Source organism: Paenibacillus chitinolyticus NBRC 15660 (genome assembly GCF_000739915.1).
GTDB lineage: Bacteria > Bacillota > Bacilli > Paenibacillales > NBRC-103111 > Paenibacillus_F > Paenibacillus_F chitinolyticus.
The window spans coordinates 587,885-611,353 of record NZ_BBJT01000002.1 but is presented as its reverse complement, the minus strand read 5'-3'; the positions used below and the strand labels follow the sequence as shown (position 1 = coordinate 611,353).

15 protein-coding genes and 2 pseudogenes are annotated in these 23,469 nt (G+C 54.6%); 14 read left to right on the top strand and 3 right to left on the bottom strand.

From position 1 onward, the window contains the following. Positions 1–244 precede the first annotated feature (244 nt). The 3 genes and pseudogenes from PCH01S_RS31210 to PCH01S_RS04205 form a co-directional block, all read left to right on the top strand. A pseudogene (locus tag PCH01S_RS31210) lies at positions 245–829 on the top strand (cupin domain-containing protein); the annotation flags it as partial. 763 nt (positions 830–1,592) lie between these two features. Next, positions 1,593–2,492, top strand: a complete 900-nt coding sequence (locus PCH01S_RS04210; RefSeq protein WP_042227070.1) for an arylamine N-acetyltransferase family protein — start codon at positions 1,593–1,595, stop codon at positions 2,490–2,492. 114 nt (positions 2,493–2,606) lie between these two features. Beyond that, complete coding sequence (locus PCH01S_RS04205) at positions 2,607–3,092, top strand: anthrone oxygenase family protein (protein ID WP_042227069.1); 486 nt, start codon at positions 2,607–2,609, stop codon at positions 3,090–3,092. Positions 3,093–3,209: 117 nt separating this feature from the next. On the opposite strand, the gene PCH01S_RS04200 is transcribed toward PCH01S_RS04205, so the two are convergent. Further along, complete coding sequence (locus PCH01S_RS04200; RefSeq protein WP_042227449.1) at positions 3,210–3,569, bottom strand: VOC family protein; 360 nt, start codon at positions 3,567–3,569, stop codon at positions 3,210–3,212. Positions 3,570–3,670: 101 nt separating this feature from the next. Here PCH01S_RS04200 and PCH01S_RS04195 point away from each other — a divergent pair. From PCH01S_RS04195 to PCH01S_RS04180, 4 genes and pseudogenes are all read left to right on the top strand, one after another. Beyond that, positions 3,671–3,913 (top strand): annotated as a pseudogene (locus tag PCH01S_RS04195) (NADPH--cytochrome reductase); the annotation flags it as partial. An 86-nt stretch (positions 3,914–3,999) separates the two neighbouring features. Next, a complete protein-coding gene (locus tag PCH01S_RS04190) occupies positions 4,000–4,383 on the top strand; it encodes a VOC family protein (protein ID WP_042227068.1) in 384 nt (127 codons plus the stop codon). 467 nt (positions 4,384–4,850) lie between these two features. Further along, positions 4,851–7,364, top strand: coding sequence for an excinuclease ABC subunit UvrA (uvrA, locus tag PCH01S_RS04185; RefSeq protein WP_042227067.1), 2,514 nt, complete (start codon positions 4,851–4,853; stop codon positions 7,362–7,364). Between the two features lie 321 nt (positions 7,365–7,685). Continuing rightward, entirely contained in the window at positions 7,686–8,573 is an 888-nt protein-coding gene (locus PCH01S_RS04180; RefSeq protein ID WP_053228643.1) for a GNAT family N-acetyltransferase, read from the top strand. A 251-nt stretch (positions 8,574–8,824) separates the two neighbouring features. Here PCH01S_RS04180 and PCH01S_RS04175 read toward each other — a convergent pair whose 3' ends face one another. After that, a complete protein-coding gene (locus PCH01S_RS04175; RefSeq protein ID WP_042227443.1) occupies positions 8,825–9,754 on the bottom strand; it encodes an ABC transporter substrate-binding protein in 930 nt (309 codons plus the stop codon). Positions 9,755–10,023: 269 nt separating this feature from the next. On the opposite strand from PCH01S_RS04175, the gene acsA reads away from it, so the two are divergent. The 4 genes from acsA to PCH01S_RS04155 all read left to right on the top strand — a co-directional run bounded on the left by acsA (position 10,024) and on the right by PCH01S_RS04155 (position 13,774). Further along, positions 10,024–11,754 carry an acetate--CoA ligase gene (acsA, locus tag PCH01S_RS04170; RefSeq protein ID WP_042227066.1) on the top strand — a complete coding sequence of 577 codons (1,731 nt, stop codon included), beginning with the start codon at positions 10,024–10,026 and terminating at the stop codon, positions 11,752–11,754. A gap of 287 nt (positions 11,755–12,041) precedes the next feature. After that, complete coding sequence (locus PCH01S_RS04165; RefSeq protein WP_042227065.1) at positions 12,042–12,467, top strand: DMT family transporter; 426 nt, start codon at positions 12,042–12,044, stop codon at positions 12,465–12,467. 52 nt (positions 12,468–12,519) lie between these two features. After that, positions 12,520–13,218 carry a Crp/Fnr family transcriptional regulator gene (locus PCH01S_RS04160; protein WP_042227063.1) on the top strand — a complete coding sequence of 233 codons (699 nt, stop codon included), beginning with the start codon at positions 12,520–12,522 and terminating at the stop codon, positions 13,216–13,218. A gap of 70 nt (positions 13,219–13,288) precedes the next feature. Continuing rightward, on the top strand, positions 13,289–13,774 hold the full coding sequence (locus PCH01S_RS04155) for a DMT family transporter (RefSeq protein WP_042227061.1): 486 nt from the start codon (positions 13,289–13,291) through the stop codon (positions 13,772–13,774). A 96-nt stretch (positions 13,775–13,870) separates the two neighbouring features. On the opposite strand, the gene PCH01S_RS04150 is transcribed toward PCH01S_RS04155, so the two are convergent. Next, positions 13,871–16,993: an ATP-binding protein gene (locus tag PCH01S_RS04150; RefSeq protein WP_042227059.1), complete on the bottom strand. Its 3,123-nt coding sequence runs from the start codon at positions 16,991–16,993 to the stop codon at positions 13,871–13,873. 251 nt (positions 16,994–17,244) lie between these two features. On the opposite strand from PCH01S_RS04150, the gene PCH01S_RS04145 reads away from it, so the two are divergent. From PCH01S_RS04145 to PCH01S_RS04135, 3 genes are all read left to right on the top strand, one after another. After that, on the top strand, positions 17,245–18,393 hold the full coding sequence (locus PCH01S_RS04145) for a response regulator (protein ID WP_042227057.1): 1,149 nt from the start codon (positions 17,245–17,247) through the stop codon (positions 18,391–18,393). Positions 18,394–18,787: 394 nt separating this feature from the next. Next, positions 18,788–22,582, top strand: coding sequence for a collagen binding domain-containing protein (locus PCH01S_RS04140; RefSeq protein WP_042227056.1), 3,795 nt, complete (start codon positions 18,788–18,790; stop codon positions 22,580–22,582). A 127-nt stretch (positions 22,583–22,709) separates the two neighbouring features. After that, positions 22,710–23,348: a class D sortase gene (locus PCH01S_RS04135; RefSeq protein WP_042227055.1), complete on the top strand. Its 639-nt coding sequence runs from the start codon at positions 22,710–22,712 to the stop codon at positions 23,346–23,348. The last annotated feature ends 121 nt before the right edge of the window (positions 23,349–23,469 follow it).

Here is a 23,469-nt window from a genome sequence, read left to right as displayed (position 1 = left end):
CTTGAAATAAATAAGGGACACCCCGTTATTCGGCGAGGGTGTCCCTTATCATGTTCGGCAGACCGCTGCAAGCCGTGCGCGCTATGCTTCATGAAGCCCCAATCGGTACCTCGTGCAGGGGATTCGGCGCGAGTACTCCTTCCCTGCGGGGGCGGAAGTCCGGACTTATTTAAGCACATAAAACATTCCGTCCCCCATACAAATAGGAAGGAGGAGAGGCTCCGTCATTACGAATAAGGAGAAGATGAATTTGGCGATTTCTTATATGGATTACACTTCACCGGATCTCCGGTTTTTTTATGATTTGCCGAAGAACACCGTGTTCAAAACGAACAGCCGCAATTACATCAATCTGCTCGGCTATGAGCAGCTCAATACGCTGGGCAACACCTCTCTGCTCGACATTTATTTAAGCAAGGGGTATTATGTGGAGCCGCATTATCATCAGAACGCGACGGAACTCGTTTACTGCGTCTCGGGTGCGGCCGAGGTTTCGTTTATCAATCCCTTTACCAATAAGCTCTATCATATCCCCATTAAAACGGGGCAGGTGGCCAATGTGCCGCAGGGGTGGTGGCATTATGAACAGGCGTCCGAAGACGATACCCATCTTATCGCGATATTCGACGCGCCTACGCCGGAAGTGATCCTGGGCTCGGATATTCTGAGGCTGACCCCTGCCCGTGTAATGGCTGAAACCTATTGTCTGGATGAAGAAAAATGGAAAGAAGCGATCGCCCCCATCACGAAAACCGTTACGGTCGGACCGCCGGACAACTGCCGCAGAAAGCCGCATACCGTCAGAGGTTCCGGCGAACCGAACGGTCAAATCCGGGGGAGCGGAGCTGCCGCGAACGTCGGCTCGATTCTTCCGCCGGGTTACCCGGCAGCATCTTACGGGGCCGCTTCCACCCGGCCGTATCCGCCGCAGAATGTTCCGATCGGCTATCGCGGTCCGGCGGGTCCATACGGGAGCATTTCAAGCGCCGGGCACCCTGCTTCCGGCTATCCCGCCCGGTACTCTTCGCCGTCTTACGCAAATCCCGTTTCTGGGGCGAATCCGTATGGCCAGCGCTGTGTCAGGCCGAACGCGCAGGCTTATACGACGCAGACGCATAATCAGACGTACAACCGGACACAGAACCAGGCGTACAACACGGCGTACAATCAGACGTACGCACAGCCTTATTCGCCGCAGCCGCATCCGCAGCCGCAGTCCGAGACTTACAGGACTCCCGCGCCCGGGGCACCAAGCTTTTAATCACGCGGTGAATAAGACCCTGCAGCTTCGGGCGCCCACATGTAAATCCCAAACCAAAGGTGACAACAGGCAGGCTCTACAGTGGAAGGCGTCCGCCTGTTTTCTTGGTGGGGCAGCGGATATTAGCACGGACAGCCCGGCACTCCGAGATCTTTCAACCCGCGGTGAGGCACTGCATGAAGGTGCTCAACCGCACTCCAAGGAGCATCTGTACCGGTACAGATGCTCCTTTTTGGCGTTGTAGGCGTCTCCGCTCCCTTCTAGAATGGAATTACGCAGCAGGAAATCCATTTCCGGGCAAGCGTAATACGGCTATCCGAGGTGACTCTTTATGTATACATTGACGAGGGATGAAGTACGCGCTTATTTAAAAAGAATCGGGATTTCGGAAATCGGGGCGCCCACGCTTCTTTATTTGGCAGAGCTGCACAAAGCTCACGTCAAGCATCTTTCCTGGCAGACGCTGGACATTTTCGGCGGAAAACCGGCCCCTATCGGGTTTAAAGAATCGGTGGCGCTCATTCTGAACCGGCGAAGCGGCTACTGCTTCCACTTGAACGGCGCGTTCGGCGTTCTACTGCATTCTCTCGGCTACCGGGTAAATTTGCACCGTGCCGGCGTTCAGCCAATGGGAGCCGAGCCGCGGATCAATTCTTTTCATCTGGGACTGACCGTTGATTTTTCCGACGAAGAAGCGGGGAGGGGGACCTGGATCGCCGAAGTAGGGCTGGGGGATATGCCTTTCGAGCCGCTGCCTCTAAGACACGGCACTTTCATTCAGGAACCTTACACTTACAAGGTGACAGAGTCGGGGGTTGCGGCTGACGGCTGGCGGCTGGAGCATGATCATCTCGCTTCTTTTCCGGGTGTCGATTATGCGCCTGACGTGCTGACGGATCTTGAAGAATTCAAGCCGAACCACGAATTTTATATCCGTTCGGAGGATTCCCCCTGGTTTAACAAGTTTCTGATCAGACAACGGAATGAGACCGAGGGCAATGAACTCAGAGGATGTATCTGGAGGAAACGGAATGCAAGCGGACTGGAAAAAACCGAGCTTCACACGAAATCGCAATGGTTCGAGGTTCTCGCCGGTGTATTCGATGAACAGCTTGTCAACTACAGCAAGCCAGAGCGGGAGGAGTTGTGGAAAAGAGTCGAGGCGGCCCATTCCGACTGGCAAAAAATAAAGGAGCGGCAAGAAAAGGCGGGAAGCCTGCCGACGGGATGATTCCGGTACAAATCGGTTATAACGAAATGCGGCTTTTCCGGCGTGACAGTTCCGCTATAAAATGGAGTAAGAAGACAGCCGGATATCGGCTTTAGCGGAAGGGGCAGATTCGTAATGAGCGGCAGTTTGCTTACGGTTTTAACGTTTTGTTCCGCCCTCGGTTCGGGATTGAACGCGGGCTTGTTTTTCGCCTTCTCGGCGTTCGTTATGACCGCACTCGCCCGGATACCGGCGGAGCAGGGCATTGCGGCGATGCAGTCGATCAACGCCACCATCCTGAACCCCCTGTTCGGCATCGTGTTTATGGGAACGGCTTTGTTAAGCGGCGTGCTGGCGGTCTCCTCGTTGCTGAACTGGGGAGAGCCGGGTAGCGGCTGGTTATTGGCAGGCAGCCTGCTTTTTGCCGCCGGCTTTGCGGTAACGATGGTGTTCAACGTTCCCCTGAATAACGCGCTCGAAGCCGTGAACCCGGGAAGCGCCGCAGGTGCTGACGTGTGGTCGAGTTATGTCGTCAAATGGACCGCCTGGAATCATGTGCGTACAGCTGCGTGCCTGGCGGCTCTGGCGATGTTCATACAAGCCCTCCGGCTGAAGGGGTGAGCATGCCGCAACAAGCGGAAGCCGCATTAGAACCGTTGCGATAACGGCCGGATGCGGCTTTTGGCGTTCTAAGCCCGGATCGGAAAACGATATTCCGCAAGCGGGGCTCACCAGGGCTTAGTCTTCTTGCCCATGGCTCAAAATGTTGACGAGCTTGCCCAGCGGATCGCGTACAAAAAAACGCCGGACCCCCCAGGGCTCGTCAACGGGTCCGTACTCCGCAGGAAAACCGGCCTTCTCCATGCGTGCAAGCGCTTCATCCAGATCGTCCACTTCGATGGATAAAGCCGGTGTAGGGGTGCCGGAGCCTCCCTCCGAAGCGACGCTGATCTGGACGTTCATCGTCTCGCGGTTCCCGTACGTTGCGATCCAGCCGTGATCCATCAGCAAATCGAGACCGAGCGCCTCCTGATAAAAGCGTTTGGCCGCCGTAAGTTCCGGCGTGTCCAGGTTCGCGATAATTCGTTTAACCTTCATAATCAACCTCCGTTTATAAGCCGTTATATCCCGGAAAACTACTTCGACAAGCATGGACCGTTTCTCCTTCCTTGATAGATTCGGGATCGCTTCCGTGCAGCGGAACGCCGAAGACGTATGTGCAGCACCTGATGAAAGAGAATGCGGCGGAGCTGATCGCCCTGCTCGAACAAGGCGGGCGGCTGTATGTATGCGGAGACGGAAGCCGGATGGCGCCGGACGTGGAAGAGGAAATCCGGCAGGCTTACGCGAATATCCGTTGGGTAAGCCCGGTCGAAGCCCGGAAGTGGCTGGACGACTTGCAGACGGACGGGCGTTACGCCAAAGACGTCTGGGCGGGGATTTACAGCGTCGAAGCGCAGCCTGAATTCGCCGTCATGGGAGCCGCCGGACGATCACCGGCTATTTTAAGGAAGGGAAGGCGATTCGTATGAAAATCGAGCATATGGCCCTATGGACGGCCGATCTGGAGCAGATGAAATCTTTTTATGAAACTTATTTCGGCGCAGTGGCGGGCGATAAGTACACGAATGCCAAGAAGCAGTTTCACTCGTACTTTTTGCAGTTCGAAAGCGGTGCAAGACTGGAGCTGATGACCAAACCGGCATGCGCCGGAAGAGAAGAAGGGCAGATTTACCTCGGCTATGCCCATATCGCCTTCTCGACCGGAAGCGAAGACAAGGTCGTGGAGCTGACGGAACGGCTAAGGCGTGACGGATATACCGTCGAGAGCGAGCCGCGAGTAACCGGCGACGGCTATTTTGAAAGTGTTGTTCTGGACCCGGAAGGAAACAGCATAGAAATCACGGTGTAAAACCGTCGGACTTCTGCGGGTTACAAGGTACCCGAACGTATGCGAGTGCGGGGTGAAAAATTTTGCGGCCCGCCCGAATAAAAGAAAAGAAAACGTACGGACCGGACGCGATCCGAGATCCGTTGCAATTCAAAGACACGACACTTCATGTGCTGTGTCTTTTTATTTTCGTCGAATCATTCGTCTAATGGGAAAAAGTCTTTGGCACCAGGCACGCCGTTTTCCTGACAGGAGAGCATCTGTTCCGTGGAACGGGGACTTTTTTTTTCGGGCGGTTGTCGTTCCAATTCGTTCAGAACCTTGAAGTGCACGGCTATACATTTTGCAAACAAGTGCCTGATAAATCAAGCGAAAAAGACTTCAACCTTCTCATTTGCATGAATGTTATAGAATAAGGTTGTGTGGCTGAGATCAGGAAGGAATGCGCTAATAAGGAAGAAAAATCAAAACGGACGGAGGGTTTACTTGTGAGCAGCGAGATCGTGATCCGGGGAGCCCGGGAAAATAATCTGAGGAACGTGACGCTTCGCATTCCGAAATATAAACTGGTTGTGCTGACGGGACCTTCCGGCTCCGGTAAATCGACGCTGGCCATGGATACACTCCAGCGTGAGTGCCAGAGGCAGTATATGGAGTCAATGGGCATGACCTCGGACACTATTGCCAAGCCGAAGGTAGACGCGATTATCGGGTTGTCCCCGTCCATCAGCGTCGGGCAGCATGTCACGAACCGAAATCCGAGATCGACGGTCGGTACGATTACGGATATTCACACGTATCTGCGGGTCATTTACGAGAAGCTGGGCGAGCGGCCCTGCCCGAACTGCGGAAAGCGCTTCGTACCGGGGCCTGACGGAGAAGCGGCCGGACCGGGTGACGGAGAAGACGGGGAGGACATGCAGCCGGCCGTAAAGTGTCCGCACTGCGGTGTCGGTATGGAGCGCCTGACGCGCCGGTATTTCTCCTACAACACGCCGGAAGGCGCCTGTGAGGAATGCGGAGGGCTCGGTCATACGGTTACCCTGAACATGGAGGCCGTTTTCGACGAGGAGAAAAGCTTGCGGAACGGCTGTGTAACGATCTGGTATGACGTGATCGCGAAATACAACCTGCCGATCCTTAAAGCGGCGGGGGAGCATTACGGCTTCACCTTCGATGCCGATCTGCCCCTTAAAGAATACGGGGCCGTCCAGCGCGACCTGCTTTACTACGGGGTCGAGAGCGAGGCGTTCTCCTCGCATTTTCCCGATGTAAAGCTGCCCAAATCGGTCGGCGGCGGGAAGTTCGAAGGCGTTGTGACCGGCATCTGGAGACGTTACAAGGAGAAAGGCGGCGAATCGGGCGAATCGGCGCTGTTCCTTGAAGAGACGTGCGCCGTTTGTCACGGCGCCCGGTTGAAGGAGAGCGTCCGGCAGGTGACGGTCGGCGGCGCTGCCATCTCCGATATTTCCAGTTGGGCGCTACAGGATGCGCTCGGCTGGCTGCAGCGGCTGATGGGAGAGCTGCAGCCCGAGGCCAGGGAGATGGTCGGCTCGCTTCTGCACGATCTGACCGTCCGGACGGAGCGGATCGTGGCCGTCGGTCTGGGCTATCTGTCCCTCAGCCGTCAGACGGTATCGCTCTCCGGCGGAGAGGCGCAGCGTCTCCGGCTCGCCTCCATCCTCGGATCGGGACTGACCGGCGTGCTGTATATCCTCGACGAGCCGACGGCCGGACTGCATCCGCGGGATACCGCAGGTCTGATCGGCGTGTTGAAGCAGCTGAGGGACCTCGGCAACACGGTACTCGTCATCGAGCACGACGTCGAAATGATGCAGGCCGCGGACCATGTGATCGACATGGGTCCCGGTGCGGGAAGCTTCGGCGGCCGAGTCGTCGGAGAAGGGACGCTCGCGGAGCTGATGGACACCCCCGACTCCGTCACGGGAGCGTTCCTGCGGGAGTCTTCCGGCATGACCGCGGACCTGTCCCGGCAGAGAAGACCGGGAAACGGCCGGTTTCTGAACGTTCACGATGCCTATGAACGGAATCTGAAGCATATCGACGTCTCCTTTCCGCTAGGCTGCCTGACCGCCCTCACCGGCGTCTCGGGTTCGGGAAAGTCGACCCTGCTTTTCGATCTGGTGGCCGCGGGCGGACGAGACGAGCAGCAGCGCCGCGGCTGCCGGAGCATCACCGGTTTCGGCGGCATCGGCGGGATCGTGACGGTCGACCAGTCGCCGATCGGCCGGATGAGCCGGTCTAACGTCGCGACCTACACTGACGTATTCACGGCGATGCGGAGTCTGTATGCCGGCTTGCCCGAAGCGAAGCGGGCGGGACTTACCGCCAAGCATTTCTCGTTCAACACGCCGGGCGGCCGCTGCGAGCACTGTCAAGGACTCAGTGTTGTGCCGATGGACATGTTCTTCCTGCCCGGTCTTGAAGTCCGCTGTCCGGTCTGCCGGGGGAAGCGGTTCAAGGAAGAAGTGCTGCGGGTCACCTGCAACGGGTACTCCATTTCGGACCTGCTCAACATGACGGTCCAAGAAAGCCTGCCTCTGCTGCAGGGCAGAATCAAGATGGACGGGCAGATCGCTCTTTTGACCGAAGTGGGATTAGGTTACCTGCACTGGGGGCAGTCGGTCCGGACCTTGTCGGGAGGAGAAGGGCAGCGGATCCGGCTTGCCAAAGAGCTGGGCGGCAAAACGAAGCGGCATACGCTGTATCTGCTGGATGAGCCGTCGACGGGTCTGCATCCGCGGGATACCCGGCAGCTTCTCGTCCTGCTGAACAAGCTGGTCGACGCGGGAAACACGGTCATCGTCGTGGAGCATAATCTCGACATGATCCGCGAGTGCGATTGGGTCGTCGATATCGGGCCCGAAGCGGGAGACAAGGGCGGGGAAGTGGTGGCCGCGGGCACACCGGAGACGGTCGCGGCAGCCGCAGCTTCTCATACCGGACGTTTCTTGAAAAAAGCGCTGGCCGCGCCCTATTAAAAGAAGCCCCTGATCGCGGCCGGAATCCTGGCCCTGTCAGGGGCTTTTCCCATCCCGGGCCGCATGCTTTACAGGAGCCAAGAAGAGCGGCTGGCCGCCGGCGGTCCCCGTCATCATGCGGCTCCTCACTGCGCGGAGGGAACCGCGCACCGTGTGCTGCCCGCCTGAATCGCGCGCGATGAGCCCCTAAGGTACAACTAGCCGCCAGGGACGAAAAAACGACTATAATCAAATCCGCCTTAACAGGCGGTCAATTTTTCCACTATAATGGATAGGACATGAGCCTTCACGGCTCTTACTACATGAATAAGGGGAATCTGAATGCCGGATACCGGAATGGTTTTGCCTGTAAATCGTTTAACCCACGATCAATTGGCACAAGTAAAAGAACTGGAAAAGCGCTGTAACGAATACGATTCCATTACATTAAAACTGAACTGGGATATGCTCGAGAACCGGAAAGCGGAAAAATGCAGCGACTGGCTTTATGTCGAGAACGGAAAAACAGTCGGTTTTCTGGCGCTGTTTGCTTTTAAAAGCAGCGAAGCGGAAATCAGCGGCATGGTGGACCCGGAGTACCGCCGCCGGGGAATTTTTCGGAAGCTGCTCGAAGCGGCCGACGAGGAATGCCGGAAACGCGGAATACCCGAACAACTGCTTATTGTGCAGCGGGGGTCGGAGTCGGGACGCTCTTTCGCCGCATATGCCGGAGGCGCTTATGAATTTTCCGAGTATTGGATGGAGCTGCCCTCCGATTATGACCGGGACGTGCTGAGTTCCGTCATTTCCGCCGGTCAAATCGAGCTGCGTCCCGCGGAGCAAGCGGATATGGAAGTAGCGATCCGGCTGGACGTTGCCGGGTACGGCGTCACGGAATCGGATGCCAGGGGATTCAACGAACAGAAATTGGCCGCGGCCGGAGAAAGCTTCTGGATTGCCGAGCTTGAGGGGACTCCCATCGGGAAAATCAACATTCAGCTGTACGACGGCGGGTATATTTCCGGATTTTGCGTGCTCCCGGAATACCGCGGACAAGGTCACGGCAGAGTGATCCTGGGCAAAGCGATTACCATAGCGGAGTCGAAGCAGCTTCAGGGCAAGCTGGCTCTGGAGGTGGCGGCGAACAATGACCGTGCCCTGGGCTTGTACAAATCGGTGGGCTTCGTCGAGCGCAGCGTAAACGATTATTACCGCGTCACTGTAGGATAATCGACATGTAAAAAGGACAACAGGGCGACTGCCCTGTTGTCCTTTTTTCTTGGAGACGTTTGATTATGTGCGGAACGGGAATCTGAGGACGCAGCACGTATAGGTCGCCTAAGAAGGGGATGAACCTCGCAGCACGTTCCCTCCATCCGGCAACAGTAAGGCCGCAGTCTGGAGCGAAACCGGAACCGGAACGGGCGGCAAAGGCCGAACGAACGCCAGCAGGCGGTGTACGCATGAATGGAGTCCGATTGTTAAGGACGCAGCGCTTTCATGACGTCGTCGACGATTTTCTCGGCGGCGATGACGCCGTTATACAACCAACTGCTTGTTGAAGCAATCTCATAGACGTGACCGTTTTTAACGGCCGGGATATTTCGCCACAGGTCTTCTTCCAGGTTTCCGGCCTGGCCTTTATCGTAGTTGACGAGAAAAAGATAATCGGCGTCCAGCTCGGCCAGCTTCTCCAGCGAAACGGGAACCCAATTGGCCTTGGACTCCGGCAAAGAATTCAGCAGGTTCGGTTTGTTCAAGCCCAAATCCCCGTACAAAACCGCTCCGCTTGAAACATTTCCGTTTACGACGTAGAAGGTTTTCTTGGTGAGCCACAGAACCGCGACTTTTTTGTCTCCGAGCGCTTTCTGCAAGCTGTCTTTCGACTCTTTAGCCTTCCGGTCGTACGCATCCAGAGCTTTTTTCGCTTCCTCCTTTTTATTTAACAATTCGGCCATTTTCGTTATTGTTTTTTTATAATCGTCGGCGTCTTCTTTAGAGAGGACAAAGGTCGGCGCTATTTTCGCATACTGCTCGTATTGACTCTCTTGAGCGGCGGCTTCCGGGCGGAGGATGATCAGGTCCGGGTTGAAGCTGAGAACGGTCTCCGGCGGCAGATTCGAAGGTATGGCGGGAATTCCCTCCAACTGTGAGCGCAAATATTCCTGTACGTTTCCGCCTTTTACGGACCATTGGGCGACGGGTTTAATGCCGAGGGCAAGCAGAGGGTCCTCCAGGTAGGAGGCAATAATTTTTTTGGGCTTGGCAGGCAGGTTCACTTGATGACCCATCCCGTCCGTGACGGTTTGCTGCCGGGGCTGTGCACTCTCTTTATTGCCGCAGCCTACGGTCAAAGCAAATAGAAGCAGGATAAAGATAGCGGGCACGCCCGACTTTTTGAGATTAAACACGGTAAAATTCCTCCATAGATGTAGGTTGTAAGGATAGCTTTTCCAAAGAACATTATATTGATAATGATTATCATTGTCAAAAAAAAAAGGAGACAGGCGGGGTCCGACCGGATACAAAACCGGCCGATTTCCTCCGGATAAAAAGCCGGTTCTTCGTCTGTTTTTTATTGTCGTGTCCGTGAATGTAAGATATAATCAATTCCGATGGAATTTATTAGGATAAATTACAAATTGAAATCGGGAAAGAGAATGGGAGGATGAGTGCAAGGATGACGATGCAAACGGAAGAGCAGGAAATCATACCGGTTCTTACAAAGGGTAATAATCTGACCGATTATGAAGAGGCGTACGCCAATTTCGACTGGGCGGATGTGGAGAAGGAATTTACGTGGTCCCGCACGGGAAAAGTAAATATCGCTTACGAGGCGCTCGACCGCCATGTGGAGGAAGGCCGGGGGGACAAAACGGCGCTTATTTACACGGACGCGGCACGGAATGAATCGTATACGTTTGCACAAATGAAAACCCTTTCCGACAAATTCGGACATGCTCTGCGGTCTCTCGGCATCGGCAAAGGAGATCGCATTTTCGTGTTTATGCCGCGTTCTCCGGAGCTGTATACCGCTTATATCGGGGCTGTAAAAATCGGGGCGATCGTAGGCCCGCTGTTCGAAGCTTTTATGGAAGCGGCCGTGAAGGACCGGCTTCTGGATTCCGAAGCCGTGGCCATTGTCACAACCCCAGCGCTTAAGGATCGCATTCCCGTTTCCGAGCTGCCCGCGCTCAAGCATGTCATCGTGGTCGGCGAGAACAGCGAGCCCGGCGACAGAGAGATTTCTTACGATGATCTGATGGCAAAAGCGTCCGATCAGCTGGAAATCGAATGGGTCGGACTGGAAGACGGCATGCAGCTGCATTACACATCCGGCTCTACCGGCAAACCGAAAGGGGTTCTGCACGTCCATAACGCGATGATCCAGCATCTTCATACCGCCAAAACGGTCCTGGATCTCCAGCCGGACGATATTTACTGGTGCTGCGCCGATCCCGGCTGGGTAACGGGAACCGTATACGGAATGTGGGCGCCTTGGCTGAACGGGACGACTTCGCTTGTACGCGGCGGCCGCTTCTCGGCGAATGACAGCTACCAGACGCTCGAAACCTACAAAGTCACGGTGTGGTACTGGGCTCCGACAGCTTTCCGGCTGCTGATGGCGGCGGGCGACGATCTCCTCAAGCAGTTCGATCTGTCCTCTGTGCGCCACATCCTGTCCGTGGGCGAGCCTCTTAATCCCGAGGTGGTACGCTGGGGCATGAAAGTATTCGGCAAACGCATTCACGATACGTGGTGGATGACGGAAACCGGCGCGCAGGTTATCTGCAACTATCCGGCGATGCCGATTAAGCCCGGCTCCATGGGCAAGCCGATTCCGGGCGTTTACGCGGCCATCGTCGACGATCAGGGCAACGAGCTGCCGCCGAACCGGATGGGCAACCTTGCGGTACGCGCTCCGTGGCCTTCCATGATGCGCCTCATCTGGAACAATCCCGCGAAATACGACGAGTACTACCGGCTGAAGCCGTGGTACATTTCCGGCGACTCCGCTTACAAGGACGAGGAAGGATACTTCTGGTTCCAGGGCCGCGTAGACGATGTGATCAACACGTCCGGCGAACGTGTCGGGCCTTTCGAAGTCGAGAGCAAGCTGGTGGAACATCCGGCCGTTGCGGAAGCGGGTGTAATCGGCAAGCCGGACCCGGTGCGCGGCGAAATTATTAAAGCGTTTATCGCGCTGCGGGACGGCTACGAGCCTTCCGAGGAATTGATCAAAGAAATTCAGCAGTTTGTCAAAAAAGGCCTCGCGGCCCACGCGGCTCCACGCGAAATCGAGTTCCGCGACAAGCTTCCGAAGACGCGCTCCGGCAAAATTATGCGCCGCGTTCTGAAGGCGTGGGAACTGGGACTGCCTACCGGCGACCTGTCTACACTGGAAGATTAATCATCATCTCCGTTCGCTTGCTTTCTCCGGAACTTGCGAAGGAATGACTAAGCCCACTGCTGTCAGTTAAGCAGACGGTCCAATATGCAGGTCTCTGCACACTGCTGCTTTAAAGCAGCACCCGAATAACCGGCCTCCCGAGAGGCCGGTTATTTTTTCGGGATTCCGGCGAACTTGGAAGCGTTCGATGGAAGCATTTTATACACATTCAGGACATATGTCCTTTTCTGCACGCCTGCGGCTGGGATTTAATAAGAAAGAAGTTCTAAGCGAAGGAGACGGCCGCAATGAAAGGGATTTTATTCGCATTTTTAGGCGGGGCATGCATTACGCTGCAGGGCGTCGCCAATGCGCGCATTAGCCATGATATCGGCACGTGGCAGGCCGCTACGATAACCCAACTGACGGGCTTTCTGATTGCGCTGGTTATCCTGCTTTTTGTGCGGGACGGCAGCCTGCGAAGTTTCAAGGGGATTAAGCCGCTTTATCTGATCGGAGGCGCACTGGGGGCGGTCATCATTTTCAGCGAGGTCACGGCCATTCAGAAAATCGGGGTTACGTTTACGATTGCCGCGCTGCTGATCGCTCAGCTCAGCCTTACTTTTCTCGTGGATATCAACGGATGGTTCGGCGTCGCCAAACAGAAAATGAAGCTGCCGCAGTTCATCGGCATCGGGTTAATGATCGCGGGTGTCGTGATCCTGAAACTGTGATAGGATATGGATTCGGGGACAGGATAAGGAAAAGGCTGGAGGTGGACCCGCAATGAAAGAAATTCAGGACCGGGAGCTGTTGTCCCGTTATTTGCGGGAACACCGGCTGGAAACGGTTTTTAATGAAGCCTTGAACCCTCATTTGTCTCTGTTCAGCTTCGAGCAGGGAGAGATGATCTGTTCCAGGGGCGAGCCGGCCCACTATTTGTATGTGCTGGTTAAAGGGAAAATCAAAATTTACACGTCCTCCGCGGAAGGCAAAACGCTGATTCTTTGCTTCAAGACGCCGGTTGAAATAATCGGGGATATTGAATATATACGAGGAAGCGATATCGTGAACACGGTTGAAGCCGTATCGCCGGTTCACATGATCGGAATTCACTACCGCTGGCTCAAAAAATACGGGAACGACCACGCTCCGCTGCTGAGGTTTTTGCTGGAGATTATTACGCAGAAGTTTTACATCGACTCGAATTTCTCCAGTTTTAATTTGATGTATCCGGTAGAAGTTCGGCTCGCCAGCTACTTGCTGTCGGTTTTTTGCGATGAATCGGATAATCTGGTCCGGGGGCAGCTGAGTACGACTCACCTCATGGATGCGGCTAATTTGATCGGAACCAGCTACAGGCATCTGAACAGGGTGATCCAAAAGTTTTGCAGCGAAGGGCTGCTTCAGCGCACGAGAGGGTTTATTACGATTAAGGACCGGGAAGGGCTGAGCGCGCTGGCCGGTCACAATATTTATGAGTGATAGAGCTTAGCGGTTCTCCTCGTGTAGGGGAAATAGCGTTATTTATTTATAGAGAGAAGGGGAACCAACCATGATACTGGGATTAATGCTGGCGGTTCTGGCCGGTTCGCTGGTCAGCCTGCAGACGGTTTTCAACAGCAAAGTAAATGAGCGGACGGGATCTTGGGCAACGACGACCCTGGTGTTGGGAATGGGGTTCCTGGCTTCGTTAACCATCAGTCTGCTGGTGGAAGGAAAGCAGACGTTCGCCTTGCAAAACATGCATCCATGGTATTGGGTGAGCGGCATGATCGGTGTCGGCGTCGTCATCTGCCTCGTACAGGGAATGAAGCTTCTGGGCCCGACATATGCCATTTCAATCGTGCTGACGGCGCAGCTCAGTTTTGCCCTGCTTTGGGACTCGCTAGGGTGGCTGGGGCTGGAGACGGTGCCGTTTACGTCGAACAAGCTGATCGGTGTGCTGGTCATCGTCGCCGGAATCGTGCTGTTCAAGTTCGGCGGCAGGCAAGGAGCCGAGCCGTCCGCGGCCAAGGCGCCGCAGGGATTGCCGGACTGACGAATGTGCGGGAAGACAAAAAGGAAAAACTCAGTCACTCCTCGGAGAGACTGAGTTTTTCTGTTGTTTGCGCGGCTGCAAGCTGTCGCCTGACATTCAATTGTCGGGAATGAAGAAAGAAACGGCGGTCCCGAGACCGGGAGAGCTTTCGAGCGTCAATCCCGCGCCGTACATATGCCGCAGCCGGCGGTCGGTGTTCGCCAGTCCGATTCCCCGGCGTTCTTCTCCGGCGTGGAGGCTCTTGAGCTTCTCCAGGGTTGCCGGGTCCATCCCCGTGCCGTTGTCCGTGACACGGACTTCCGTCCCGTTTTCGCGGCTCTTCACTTCGATCCGGATAACGCCTCCCGACTTTTTCTCAAGCACGCCGTGGATAAGCGCATTTTCAACCAGCGGCTGAATGGATAGAGGCGGAAGTCTGAGCCCGGGAATGTCGGCGATCTCCCAGTGAATGTCCAGTCTGTGTCCGTGACGGACGGTTTCTATGGCGAGATAGGAGCGGACAAGCTCGAGCTCTCTCTGAAGAGGAATAAGCTGCTCCGAATTTTGAAAGTCGAAGCTGTTTTGCAAGTAAGCGGAAAATTCCTCCAGAAGCGCTCTCATTTTTGCCGGGTCGATCTCGCTGAGGATGGAGATGGAGTTTATCGTGTTGAAGAAAAAATGCGGCTTGATTTGAGCCTGCAGCCAAGCGGCTTCCATGCGCAGCCGTTCTTCTACCGACAGTTTGAGCCCGATCAGGGAGCGGACCCGCGCCTTCAGGTCGTAAGCTTCCACCGGCTTCGTGACATAATCGTTCGCGCCCGCCTGAAAGCCTGCCGTACTATCTTGCGGGCCGCTGCGCGCCGTAAGCAGGAGGACGGGCAGCTCGGCCGGCGCATACATGCCGCGGATGATCCGGCTCAGTTCGTACCCGGACATAAGAGGCATCATGACGTCGCTGATGACAAGGTCCCAGCCGGTTCCGTCCAACCGGGACAGAGCTTCTCTGCCGCTTGCTGCCGTTTCGACGCGGTAGCCTTCGGATGCCAGCAGGTTGCGAAGCACCGCCAGATTGACCGGATCGTCGTCGACGACAAGAATATTCGGGAGCTTCTCCGGCCGTTCGGCTTCTTCTTGCCGGGCGGTGTGCGCGACCTGTCCGGTCGGGCCGGCTGCGGTGAGTTCTTCTTCAGCGGCCGCCAAGGGAGCGGCGGACAGGACGGCGTTTCCGGAGGGAGCGCTTATGTCCGCTTCGCCCGGATAGGCGGCGGCCCGGAACGGCTCCGCGAGAGGCAGTGTAAAAGAAAATACACTGCCCTGCCCGGGCACGGAAGAAGCTTCGAGTACACCCCCGTGCAGTTCCACCAGGTTTTTACAGATGCCCAGACCAAGACCCAGCCCCCCGCCGGGTGCGGTAATCCCGGAATCGGCCTGCTCGTAGGGCTGAAATAATCGGATCAACTGCTGCCCGTCCATGCCGATTCCCGTGTCTGCTATCCGGATTTCGGCGTGACCGTCCGAGACCCGCGCTTCGATGGCGATCGTCCCTTCGTTCGTAAATTTAATCGCGTTGTGGACGAGATTAAACAGGATCTGGGTCAGCCTGTTCTCATCCGCAATGACGAGAGGAAATGTTTCGGGAATATCCAGCTTCAGTTCCAGGGGCTTGCCGCCGATCATATAACGCAGCATATCCGCCACGCCGCCCGCGACGGACTGGATTTTCAGCTTCTTCCGCTGCAGGCGGATGCGGTTTTCTTTTAATAACGTGATGTCCAGCAGATCATTGAGCAGCAGAGACATCCGCTGCCCGACCGTCAGGAGCAGTTCCATGTTTTTTCTGCTGTCTTCCGTAAGCTTGTCCTGTTCCGTGTGGAGAACCGTCTGAGCCATATTCAAAATTCCGTGCAGCGGATTCCTCAGTTCGTGGGACGTGTTGGCGAGGAAGTCATCCTTCCGTTTGTCCTCCTTTTGTAATCGTTCGGCAAGCTCCGCCGTTCTGGCGGACGTACGGAAATAATGTTTGAACCAGTAGGCGGCAAGCGCAAATAAAGCGGCAAACAGGTCAAGCGGATAAAAATCCGGTTCCGGATCGGTTAGCGGCCTTAGGGCGCCCCAGAACACGTTGGAAACGACCGCCGCAATTCCGAGCAGCAAAAAAATGCCGTCTTCCTTTTCTCTTTTTATCGTTCTCAGCATAAGAACAAGAAAGACAAGATCCGTAGCCAAGCCGGATACCGTTAAAAAGAAAGCGGAGCGGGAGACCATATAAGCGGGCGCGAATAGAATGAACAGGGTGTACAAGACATAAATCAACTGAAGCATTCTGAAAATCCGTTTGCCGGTCTGTTTGAGAAACCACAGTCTCGCGAGCTGAATCAGGCAAAGGGCGATTCCCGTGTAGGCGACCAATATCGTTCTCGTGGCGGTTTCGTAATCCATATTCAGCCAGACGACCAGAGGCTTGCCGTTGTCCGAAAGCACGGCGACCGCCGCAAAGAGGCCCAGCGCAGCAAATGTGAGGACGGATCTGCGCTGCGCGCCGATCAAATAAAGCAGCACCGCATAGGCCGAGTGAATCAGCAGGACGAGGGCGATGGCAAGCTGCGAGCCGATACCGATCCAGACGGTGCGCGTCAGGGCGGTCTTTTCGCCGAAACGGACCGAACCCGTAATGCCTCCGGCTTTCATATAGGACGGACTGGCCGCATGAATGATCAGATTCGCTTGGCCGCTGTCCGCCGTAAAGGTGACGGATGCGGGACGGTAGCCCGGGATGAAGCCATCGCCGGTCTCTGCCGGCCGGCCGGTTTGATGGAGAGGCTGACCGTTTACGTACACCGCGGAAGCCGAACGGATATCGGGCAAACGGATGCTGAATGTCAGCTTCGTATCACGGGGAAGAGACACACGCAGCCGGTAACTGCCGAAGCGGTAGCTGTCTTTCGCTTCCGCGGCAAAAGACTGTTCCCAGGAACCGGGAACCTGCAAAACCTGCATCCCCACTGGTGCCGCCGAGCCGCTTTCGACAGGAATCAGTTGATTCGGATAAAATTCCCATTCGCCGTTGAGTGTTACCAGCGGGTTTTCGGCAAAATCCCAGTTTTGCAAATTGAGCGTTCCTTTAACGGCCGGAGGGTTAGCGGGGATGGAGGTCATATGGTACCAGATCAGACGCAGTCCGCCGAGCGAAAGGAAACAAAGAAACACCCAGATAAACACTCTGAATTTGTAGGTTTTCATCCTGTTGCATTTCTACAAATTTTCTTAAAATCCTTTCTCATTTCAAAACGCGTTTCTATACGAACTAATTCTTTTGACCCGATAAAAATAGGTAGGAAGGCTCTTCTATTTCTGATATGGTAGAGAAGAGGTGCGAAGCCCTTTGCCCTTTGTTATTTGGACCGAAGGCCGATCTATCACAACACGATAAAAGTCCGATAAAATACATAGGTTCGTTTGAAAGAATAGAGTCTGATTCGGAGGGACTGAAGATGTTAAAAGCGATAATTCTGGAAGACGAGCCCCTTGCCGCTTTGCAGATGAACCGCATGCTGGAAGCAATCCCCGGAATTGAGGTGGCGGGTTCCTATTCGGACCCGGACGAGGCGATAGCCAAGGCCGAAGGGCTGCAGCCGGATGTAGCGTTCCTTGATATACATCTGCCAGGTAAATCCGGGATACAGGCGGCCGAGCTTCTGCAGGAGGTTTGCCCGGAATTGGACATCGTATTTGTAACGGCCTACGATAAATACGCCGTTCACGCGTTTGATTTGAACGCTATCGATTATGTGTTGAAGCCGCTGCACAAGGAACGGCTCTTAAAAACCGTCCAGCGACTTACGGATAAAGCGCAGTTCTTCCGCCGCGCCCGGGAGGACGATTCGTCCCGCTCCATGCGGATTCGTCTGCTGCAGACGATACAATTCGAACGCCGGAACGGTACCGTAGAGAGGCTGAAATGGCGCACGGCCAAAGCGCAGGAGCTCTTCGCCTACTTGATTCATCACCGTGGACAGGCTGTCCGTAAAAGCGATCTGCAGGAGATGTTCTGGCCGGATTTGGAGGCGAAGAAAGCGTCCGCACATCTGTATACCACGATCTATCATATCCGGCAGGCGTTAAAAGATACGGGAACGGATATCGGAATCCGGAGTATGAACATCAAAGAGGGGTATATACTGGACGCCGGAGACATCCGGATCGACTCCGAGGAATGGGAGCGGGATCTGACTCGGCTGGAAGCCGTTCATACCGGCAATGCGGCGGAGCATCGCAAGGTGCTGGATCTGTATCCCGGAGACTTTCTGGCGGATTGCGATTATCTCTGGGCGGAGAATGAGCGGCAGCGGCTGCGCATTTTGTGGATCGAGCATGCACGGAAACTGGGAGAATTTTATGCCGGTCTTGGCCAAGTTAATGAAGCGATCCTGATTTACAACCGGATGCAGGAGAAATACCCGCATTTCGAAGGCAGCTATTTCCCGCTGATGAAGCTGTATGCTTCTCTCCGGGACCGTAAGGCTGTAGAAGATCAATTCAACCGGCTGTGTGCGCTGCTTAAGGAAATGGACGTGCTTCCCGAGGTTTCCGTTCAAATGTGGATGGAAAAGTGGAGGGAAGGCGCGGCAATTGTGCTTTGAACAGGAGGCGGTCCTTTCTCGACAAGCCGCTTATCCGGAAACCGGGCTGTGTATACAGGCCGGTTTTTTTATGCGGCCCCCGTTGTTTAGATTTTGTCGAGATGGACGCGTTACAATACAAAGTGTGCCTTTTTGCGGCATAAACTGATCGGGAGAAAGGAGAGAAACAGGAGAGATTAGACCCTGATGATGCCGAACGGCAAAAAAATCACCGTTGAAGTCTCTGTCCGTTTTGTATTCACTTGTCCGAAGAGATGAGGAGCCGGACGTCTTCAGCGTCTCGGAGTCTTCTTCCTGCGCGGTGCAGGTGAACGATCCTCTTGCAAGTTAATTACAAACATAAGGTGATATTGACTTCAGCAAATAAATGAGGGAATGGAGGCGTGAAACGTTCATGCTGAAGCAAAAAATTAGCGCTGCTCTTGTTGCGCTGCTGGTCTTCGTCCAGGTTTTTAACGGATTCGGACAGTGGAGCGCGGCGAATGCGGCCAGCATTACCGGATCTATTTTGGACAGCGTAACCTTGGACGTGTACGACAAGTCGGGTAACGTCGTGACAAACGATGTTTACGAACAAGGCTCCAAAGTGCAGGTAGACTACCATTGGTCTCTGCCTGACGGGCACGGTTACAAGGACGGAGATACGTTCAAGTTCACCCTGCCTGCGGAGTTTCTACTCTTCAACAACATAAGCGGACCTCTTCTCATTGAATCGGATGATGTGGGTTCGTTTACAGTCAACAAAGATACCCGCCAAGTCGTGATGACCTTCAACTCCTACATAGAGACACATGATGACGTACGAGGGATTTTAACGCTCAAAACCCAGTTTGACAAACAGACGATAACAGGCTCGACTCTTCAGAAAATTAAATTTCCGATTAAAGGCGGAGAGCAGATCATTTCTCTCCAGTTTAAACCTAACGTTGCCTCGACAATCGGAAAAAGCGGTGTTCCCCAAGGATACAACGCTAAAAATATCGATTGGACCGTTGACGTTAACAAAGAATTAAAGTCTGTCGAAAATGCGGTGATGACGGATCCGCTTCCGGCGGGACTTTCCGTACCGGTAACGGCAGCTGTTTATGCGCTGGATGTAAATCTGGACGGTACGGTCGTTCAGGGAGCGCTTGTCGATCCCGGCAAGTATACCTTGGACACTTCGGGCGGAACGGTAAAGGTGAGTTTTGCAGATAGCCCTATTACGACCGCGTACCGTATTCAGTTTACAACGCCCCTGACGGATAATGCTCCGGCGGCCTTCAACAACACGGCCACGTTTAAGGGCAGCAATCAGAATGCGGTCAGCGCGGGCGCATCCGTAACCGTGCAGCGCGGAAGCGCGCTTAGCAAGAGCTCCGTAAGCTACGACGCAGCCACGCAAACGATCGACTGGGCCATCCAGTATAATTACAACGAAAGAGCGATATCCCAGACGAACGCCGTTCTGACCGATTTGTTCGACGATGTCCATGAACTGGTAGCGAACTCGGTCAAAGTGTACCCGGTTACGCTGGATAACGCCGGCAATGAATCGGTCGGAAGCGAAATTTCGGCCGGCGATTATACGGTGACATCCGCATCCGCTGCCGGAAAGAACGGATTTAAGCTGCAGTTTAACCAGCCGGTAACAGGCGCCTACAAAATTACTTACCAGACCAAGACCGCTGACCGCGTGATTGCAGACGGAACCGTTAACAACAAAGTGACTTCCGGAAGCGGCGACAGTGCGACAGGAACCCGTACCGTCAAGCAGGTCGTTCTGGTCAAAACCATGGATGCCGCTAACTATCAGGACAAAACGGCTTCTTGGACCTTAACGGTAAACGGCGATAAGCAGCCGATGAGCGAAGTCGTCATTACGGATGCGTTCCCGAATAAGGGAATGAAGATCGTACCGGGTACGTTTAAAGTCAAGCAGGGAAGCACGGTTTTGAACAGCCCTGCCGACTATACGCTGGACGGTACGGTAACGGAAGATTCCGGATTTAAGCTGACGTTCGCAGGTCCTCTGTCAGAGACCGTCACGATCAGCTATAAGACAGAATACAATTTCGATTGGATTACGCCTCCGGGCAGCACGAAGAACTTTGTAAACAATGCGGACATCACGTGGAAAGACAGCACATCCGCAGCGCAAACCAAGTCCGTATCGGCTGTTTTCACCCCGCGCAACGAGGCTAAAAACAACGGCTTCAAAAACGGTTCGTACAATGCCTCGGCGAAACAGCTAAGCTGGACGATCGGCGTCAATTACAATGGCAAGCCTCTCAACAGCCCGAGCGTCGAAGACCTTCTCGAATCGAAACAAACCCTGGTCCCGGGCTCGCTTGCTCTTTATAAAATGACTATTGCAGCGAACGGTAATCCTTCCCTGGGTACGATCATCGACAGCTCCGAGTACAGCTATTCGGTTGACAATGCGAACAAGCTGGTGGTGACCCTCCTGAATCCTTCCTCGACGCCATTCTATATCACATTTAAGACGAGTCTGGACGGGGAACTTATCGAAAGCACGGTCAACAACACGGCGGAATTGTTCGACGCCGCGTCTCCCGTATCGGAAAAGCTGACCGCCAAGGTGACGATTCCGAAAGGCGGCGAATATGTCAATAAAACCGGTTCCCAGAACGGAGACAAGATCAACTGGACCATCAACATCAACAGGGGACAATCGACGATAGCGGACGCGAAAATCGTAGATACCCCTACGGAAAACCAACTGCTCCTGCCTGAATCTTTCCGGCTGTACACGACGAACGTAGCCGCTAACGGAGACGTCGTCAAAAGTACCGAAGCCGTCAAAGGTACCGATTATAACCTTGTAATTCTGACGGACGATGACGGCAAGCAGACGTTCGAGCTTGATTTCCTCCATGAAATTACAGCGCCTTACGTTCTTGATTATCAGTCTTTAATCGTTGCGAACGATCAGGATACGGTTTCCAACAAAGTCAGCTTTAGCGGAAATAACGTAAGCGTGGTATCGAAGGAAACTACCAATAGTATCGTCGTTGGGGTATCCAGCGGTTCCGGTACGGGCAGCGGGATCAGAGGTTCGCTCACCGTCAAGAAAGCGGATGCGGCCGACTCTTCTCACTTGCTTCAAGGCGCCGTGTTCGAACTGTACCGCAAATCAGGAAACACGCGTTCCCTGATTGACAGCGGAACAACGGATTCGACAGGCACATTGGTTTTCAAAAAGCTGCTGGCCGGCGATTATATCATCAAAGAAAAAGCCGCGCCGTCCGGTTATGTGCTTGACAATACCGACCGTCCCGTTACGATTAACTCGACAGCCGGCTTTACGCTGAACGTGACAAACGCCAAGGTGTCCGTACCGACACCGACGCCGACACCGACACCACCGGTGACACCAACACCGACACCGCCGGTAACGCCGACACCGACACCGCCGGTGACACCAACACCGACACCGCCGGTAACGCCGACACCAACACCGACACCGCCGGTAACGCCGACACCGACACCATCGGTGACACCAACACCGACACCGCCGGTGACACCAACACCGACACCACCGGTGACGCCAACACCGACACCGTCATCGTCACCGTCCGATAATTCGTCGTCGGAGACACCAACGCCAACACCGACACCGTCGGTGACACCAACACCGACACCGTCGGTGACGCCAACACCGACACCATCGGAGACACCAACACCGATACCGTCGGTAGCGCCTACGCCGACACCGTCGGAATCGCCAACACCGACACCGTCGGAGACACCAACGCCGACACCGTCGGAGACGCCAACACCGGAGCCAACATCCTCTCCGGCCACAGGTAAAGTCACAACGGACAAAGACACGCCTATCGGCGGAAAAGTCGATGTGCCGGAAGGACAGAAGCCGTTGATCGACAAGCAGCCGGAACACGGCAAAGTGACGATTGACGAAAACGGCCGCTGGACGTATACCCCGAATCCGGGCTATACAGGTAAGGACCGCTTCACCGTAGCCGCCAAGGACAGCCAAGGCAACGAAACGATCCTTGCGCTTCTGGATGTCACGGTGCAGACAAAGCCGGTTCCAGGTCAAGGTAACCCGCCGGCCGCCGTACTTCCTCAAACGGGTGAAACCGGGCGCTGGAGTGTACAAGCCGCAGGTATCGCATTAATTGTGCTCGGAATTCTTTGGAGAAGAAAACTAGCCGTAAAAAAATAAAAGGCGACTATTGAAGGATGGACACCCTTTAAGTAAACTTTGTTTAGAGACTAAACGGGTTTGCTTAAAGGGTTTTTCTACGGAGAAAGAAGCGGGAATAAAATTGAAATCAAAGCGGGGCGTTCAGATGACAAAACGGATATTTCCCCTGCTGTGCGTGATTCTGGGCATCGCTGTTTTTCTGTATCCGACTCTGCAGGACCGATACGAAAATATGCAGCAGAGCAGGCTGCTGGACCAGTGGCAGGCCAATTTGAAAATTATCGACCAATCGGAGCCGGAGAACGAGACAGACGCTTCTTCTGCCGGGCAAGCTCCAAACACAGCGGAAGACCCGATTTCGCTTGCGACGGGCGGTAAACACGTGGAGGGAGTCCTGGTGATCGACAAAATCCAGTTGAAGCTCCCGGTTCTGACAGACGCCACTGTAGAAAACTTGAAAATTTCGCTCGCAAGCATCTCCAATACGGGGAAACCGGGGCAAATCGGAAACTATGCCATTGCCGGTCACCGAAACTTCGCTTACGGTAAAAACTTTAACCGGCTGGATGAAGTGGCCGTCGGCGATACGATCGAAGTGGATACAGCCTCCGATAAGTTTATTTACGAAGTCAAAGAGAAGCGGTACGTACTGCCGCAACAGGTGGAGGTACTTCAAGGCAACGGCAAGGATAGTGAAATTACACTTATCACTTGCCACCCGATGAAAAATCCGACCCACCGGATTATCGTCAAGGGGACGCTGATCGAGTCCCGGGCCGTGTAGAACCTTTATGCATATGGGGCGGGATACCGCGGCATCAATCCCATACCGGTGTTGTTTCGCGAACTCTACTGGCTGGATCGGAACCCGTATTTTATAGCAGAAAAAACTGCCGAACCGGGCG

Bases quoted from the DNA above. Each gene is read 5' to 3' on its own strand.
- PCH01S_RS04165 (WP_042227065.1), top strand. From the start codon at position 12,042: ATGAAAGGGATTTTATTCGCATTTTTAGGCGGGGCATGCATTACGCTG.
- PCH01S_RS04155 (WP_042227061.1), top strand. From the start codon at position 13,289: ATGATACTGGGATTAATGCTGGCGGTTCTGGCCGGTTCGCTGGTCAGC.
- PCH01S_RS04140 (WP_042227056.1), top strand. From the start codon at position 18,788: ATGCTGAAGCAAAAAATTAGCGCTGCTCTTGTTGCGCTGCTGGTCTTC.
- acsA (WP_042227066.1), top strand. From the start codon at position 10,024: ATGACGATGCAAACGGAAGAGCAGGAAATCATACCGGTTCTTACAAAG.
- PCH01S_RS04190 (WP_042227068.1), top strand. From the start codon at position 4,000: ATGAAAATCGAGCATATGGCCCTATGGACGGCCGATCTGGAGCAGATG.
- PCH01S_RS04205 (WP_042227069.1), top strand. From the start codon at position 2,607: ATGAGCGGCAGTTTGCTTACGGTTTTAACGTTTTGTTCCGCCCTCGGT.
- PCH01S_RS04160 (WP_042227063.1), top strand. From the start codon at position 12,520: ATGAAAGAAATTCAGGACCGGGAGCTGTTGTCCCGTTATTTGCGGGAA.
- PCH01S_RS04210 (WP_042227070.1), top strand. From the start codon at position 1,593: ATGTATACATTGACGAGGGATGAAGTACGCGCTTATTTAAAAAGAATC.
- PCH01S_RS04180 (WP_053228643.1), top strand. From the start codon at position 7,686: ATGCCGGATACCGGAATGGTTTTGCCTGTAAATCGTTTAACCCACGAT.
- PCH01S_RS04135 (WP_042227055.1), top strand. From the start codon at position 22,710: ATGACAAAACGGATATTTCCCCTGCTGTGCGTGATTCTGGGCATCGCT.
- PCH01S_RS04145 (WP_042227057.1), top strand. From the start codon at position 17,245: ATGTTAAAAGCGATAATTCTGGAAGACGAGCCCCTTGCCGCTTTGCAG.
- PCH01S_RS04200 (WP_042227449.1), bottom strand. From the start codon at position 3,569: ATGAAGGTTAAACGAATTATCGCGAACCTGGACACGCCGGAACTTACG.
- PCH01S_RS04150 (WP_042227059.1), bottom strand. From the start codon at position 16,993: ATGAAAACCTACAAATTCAGAGTGTTTATCTGGGTGTTTCTTTGTTTC.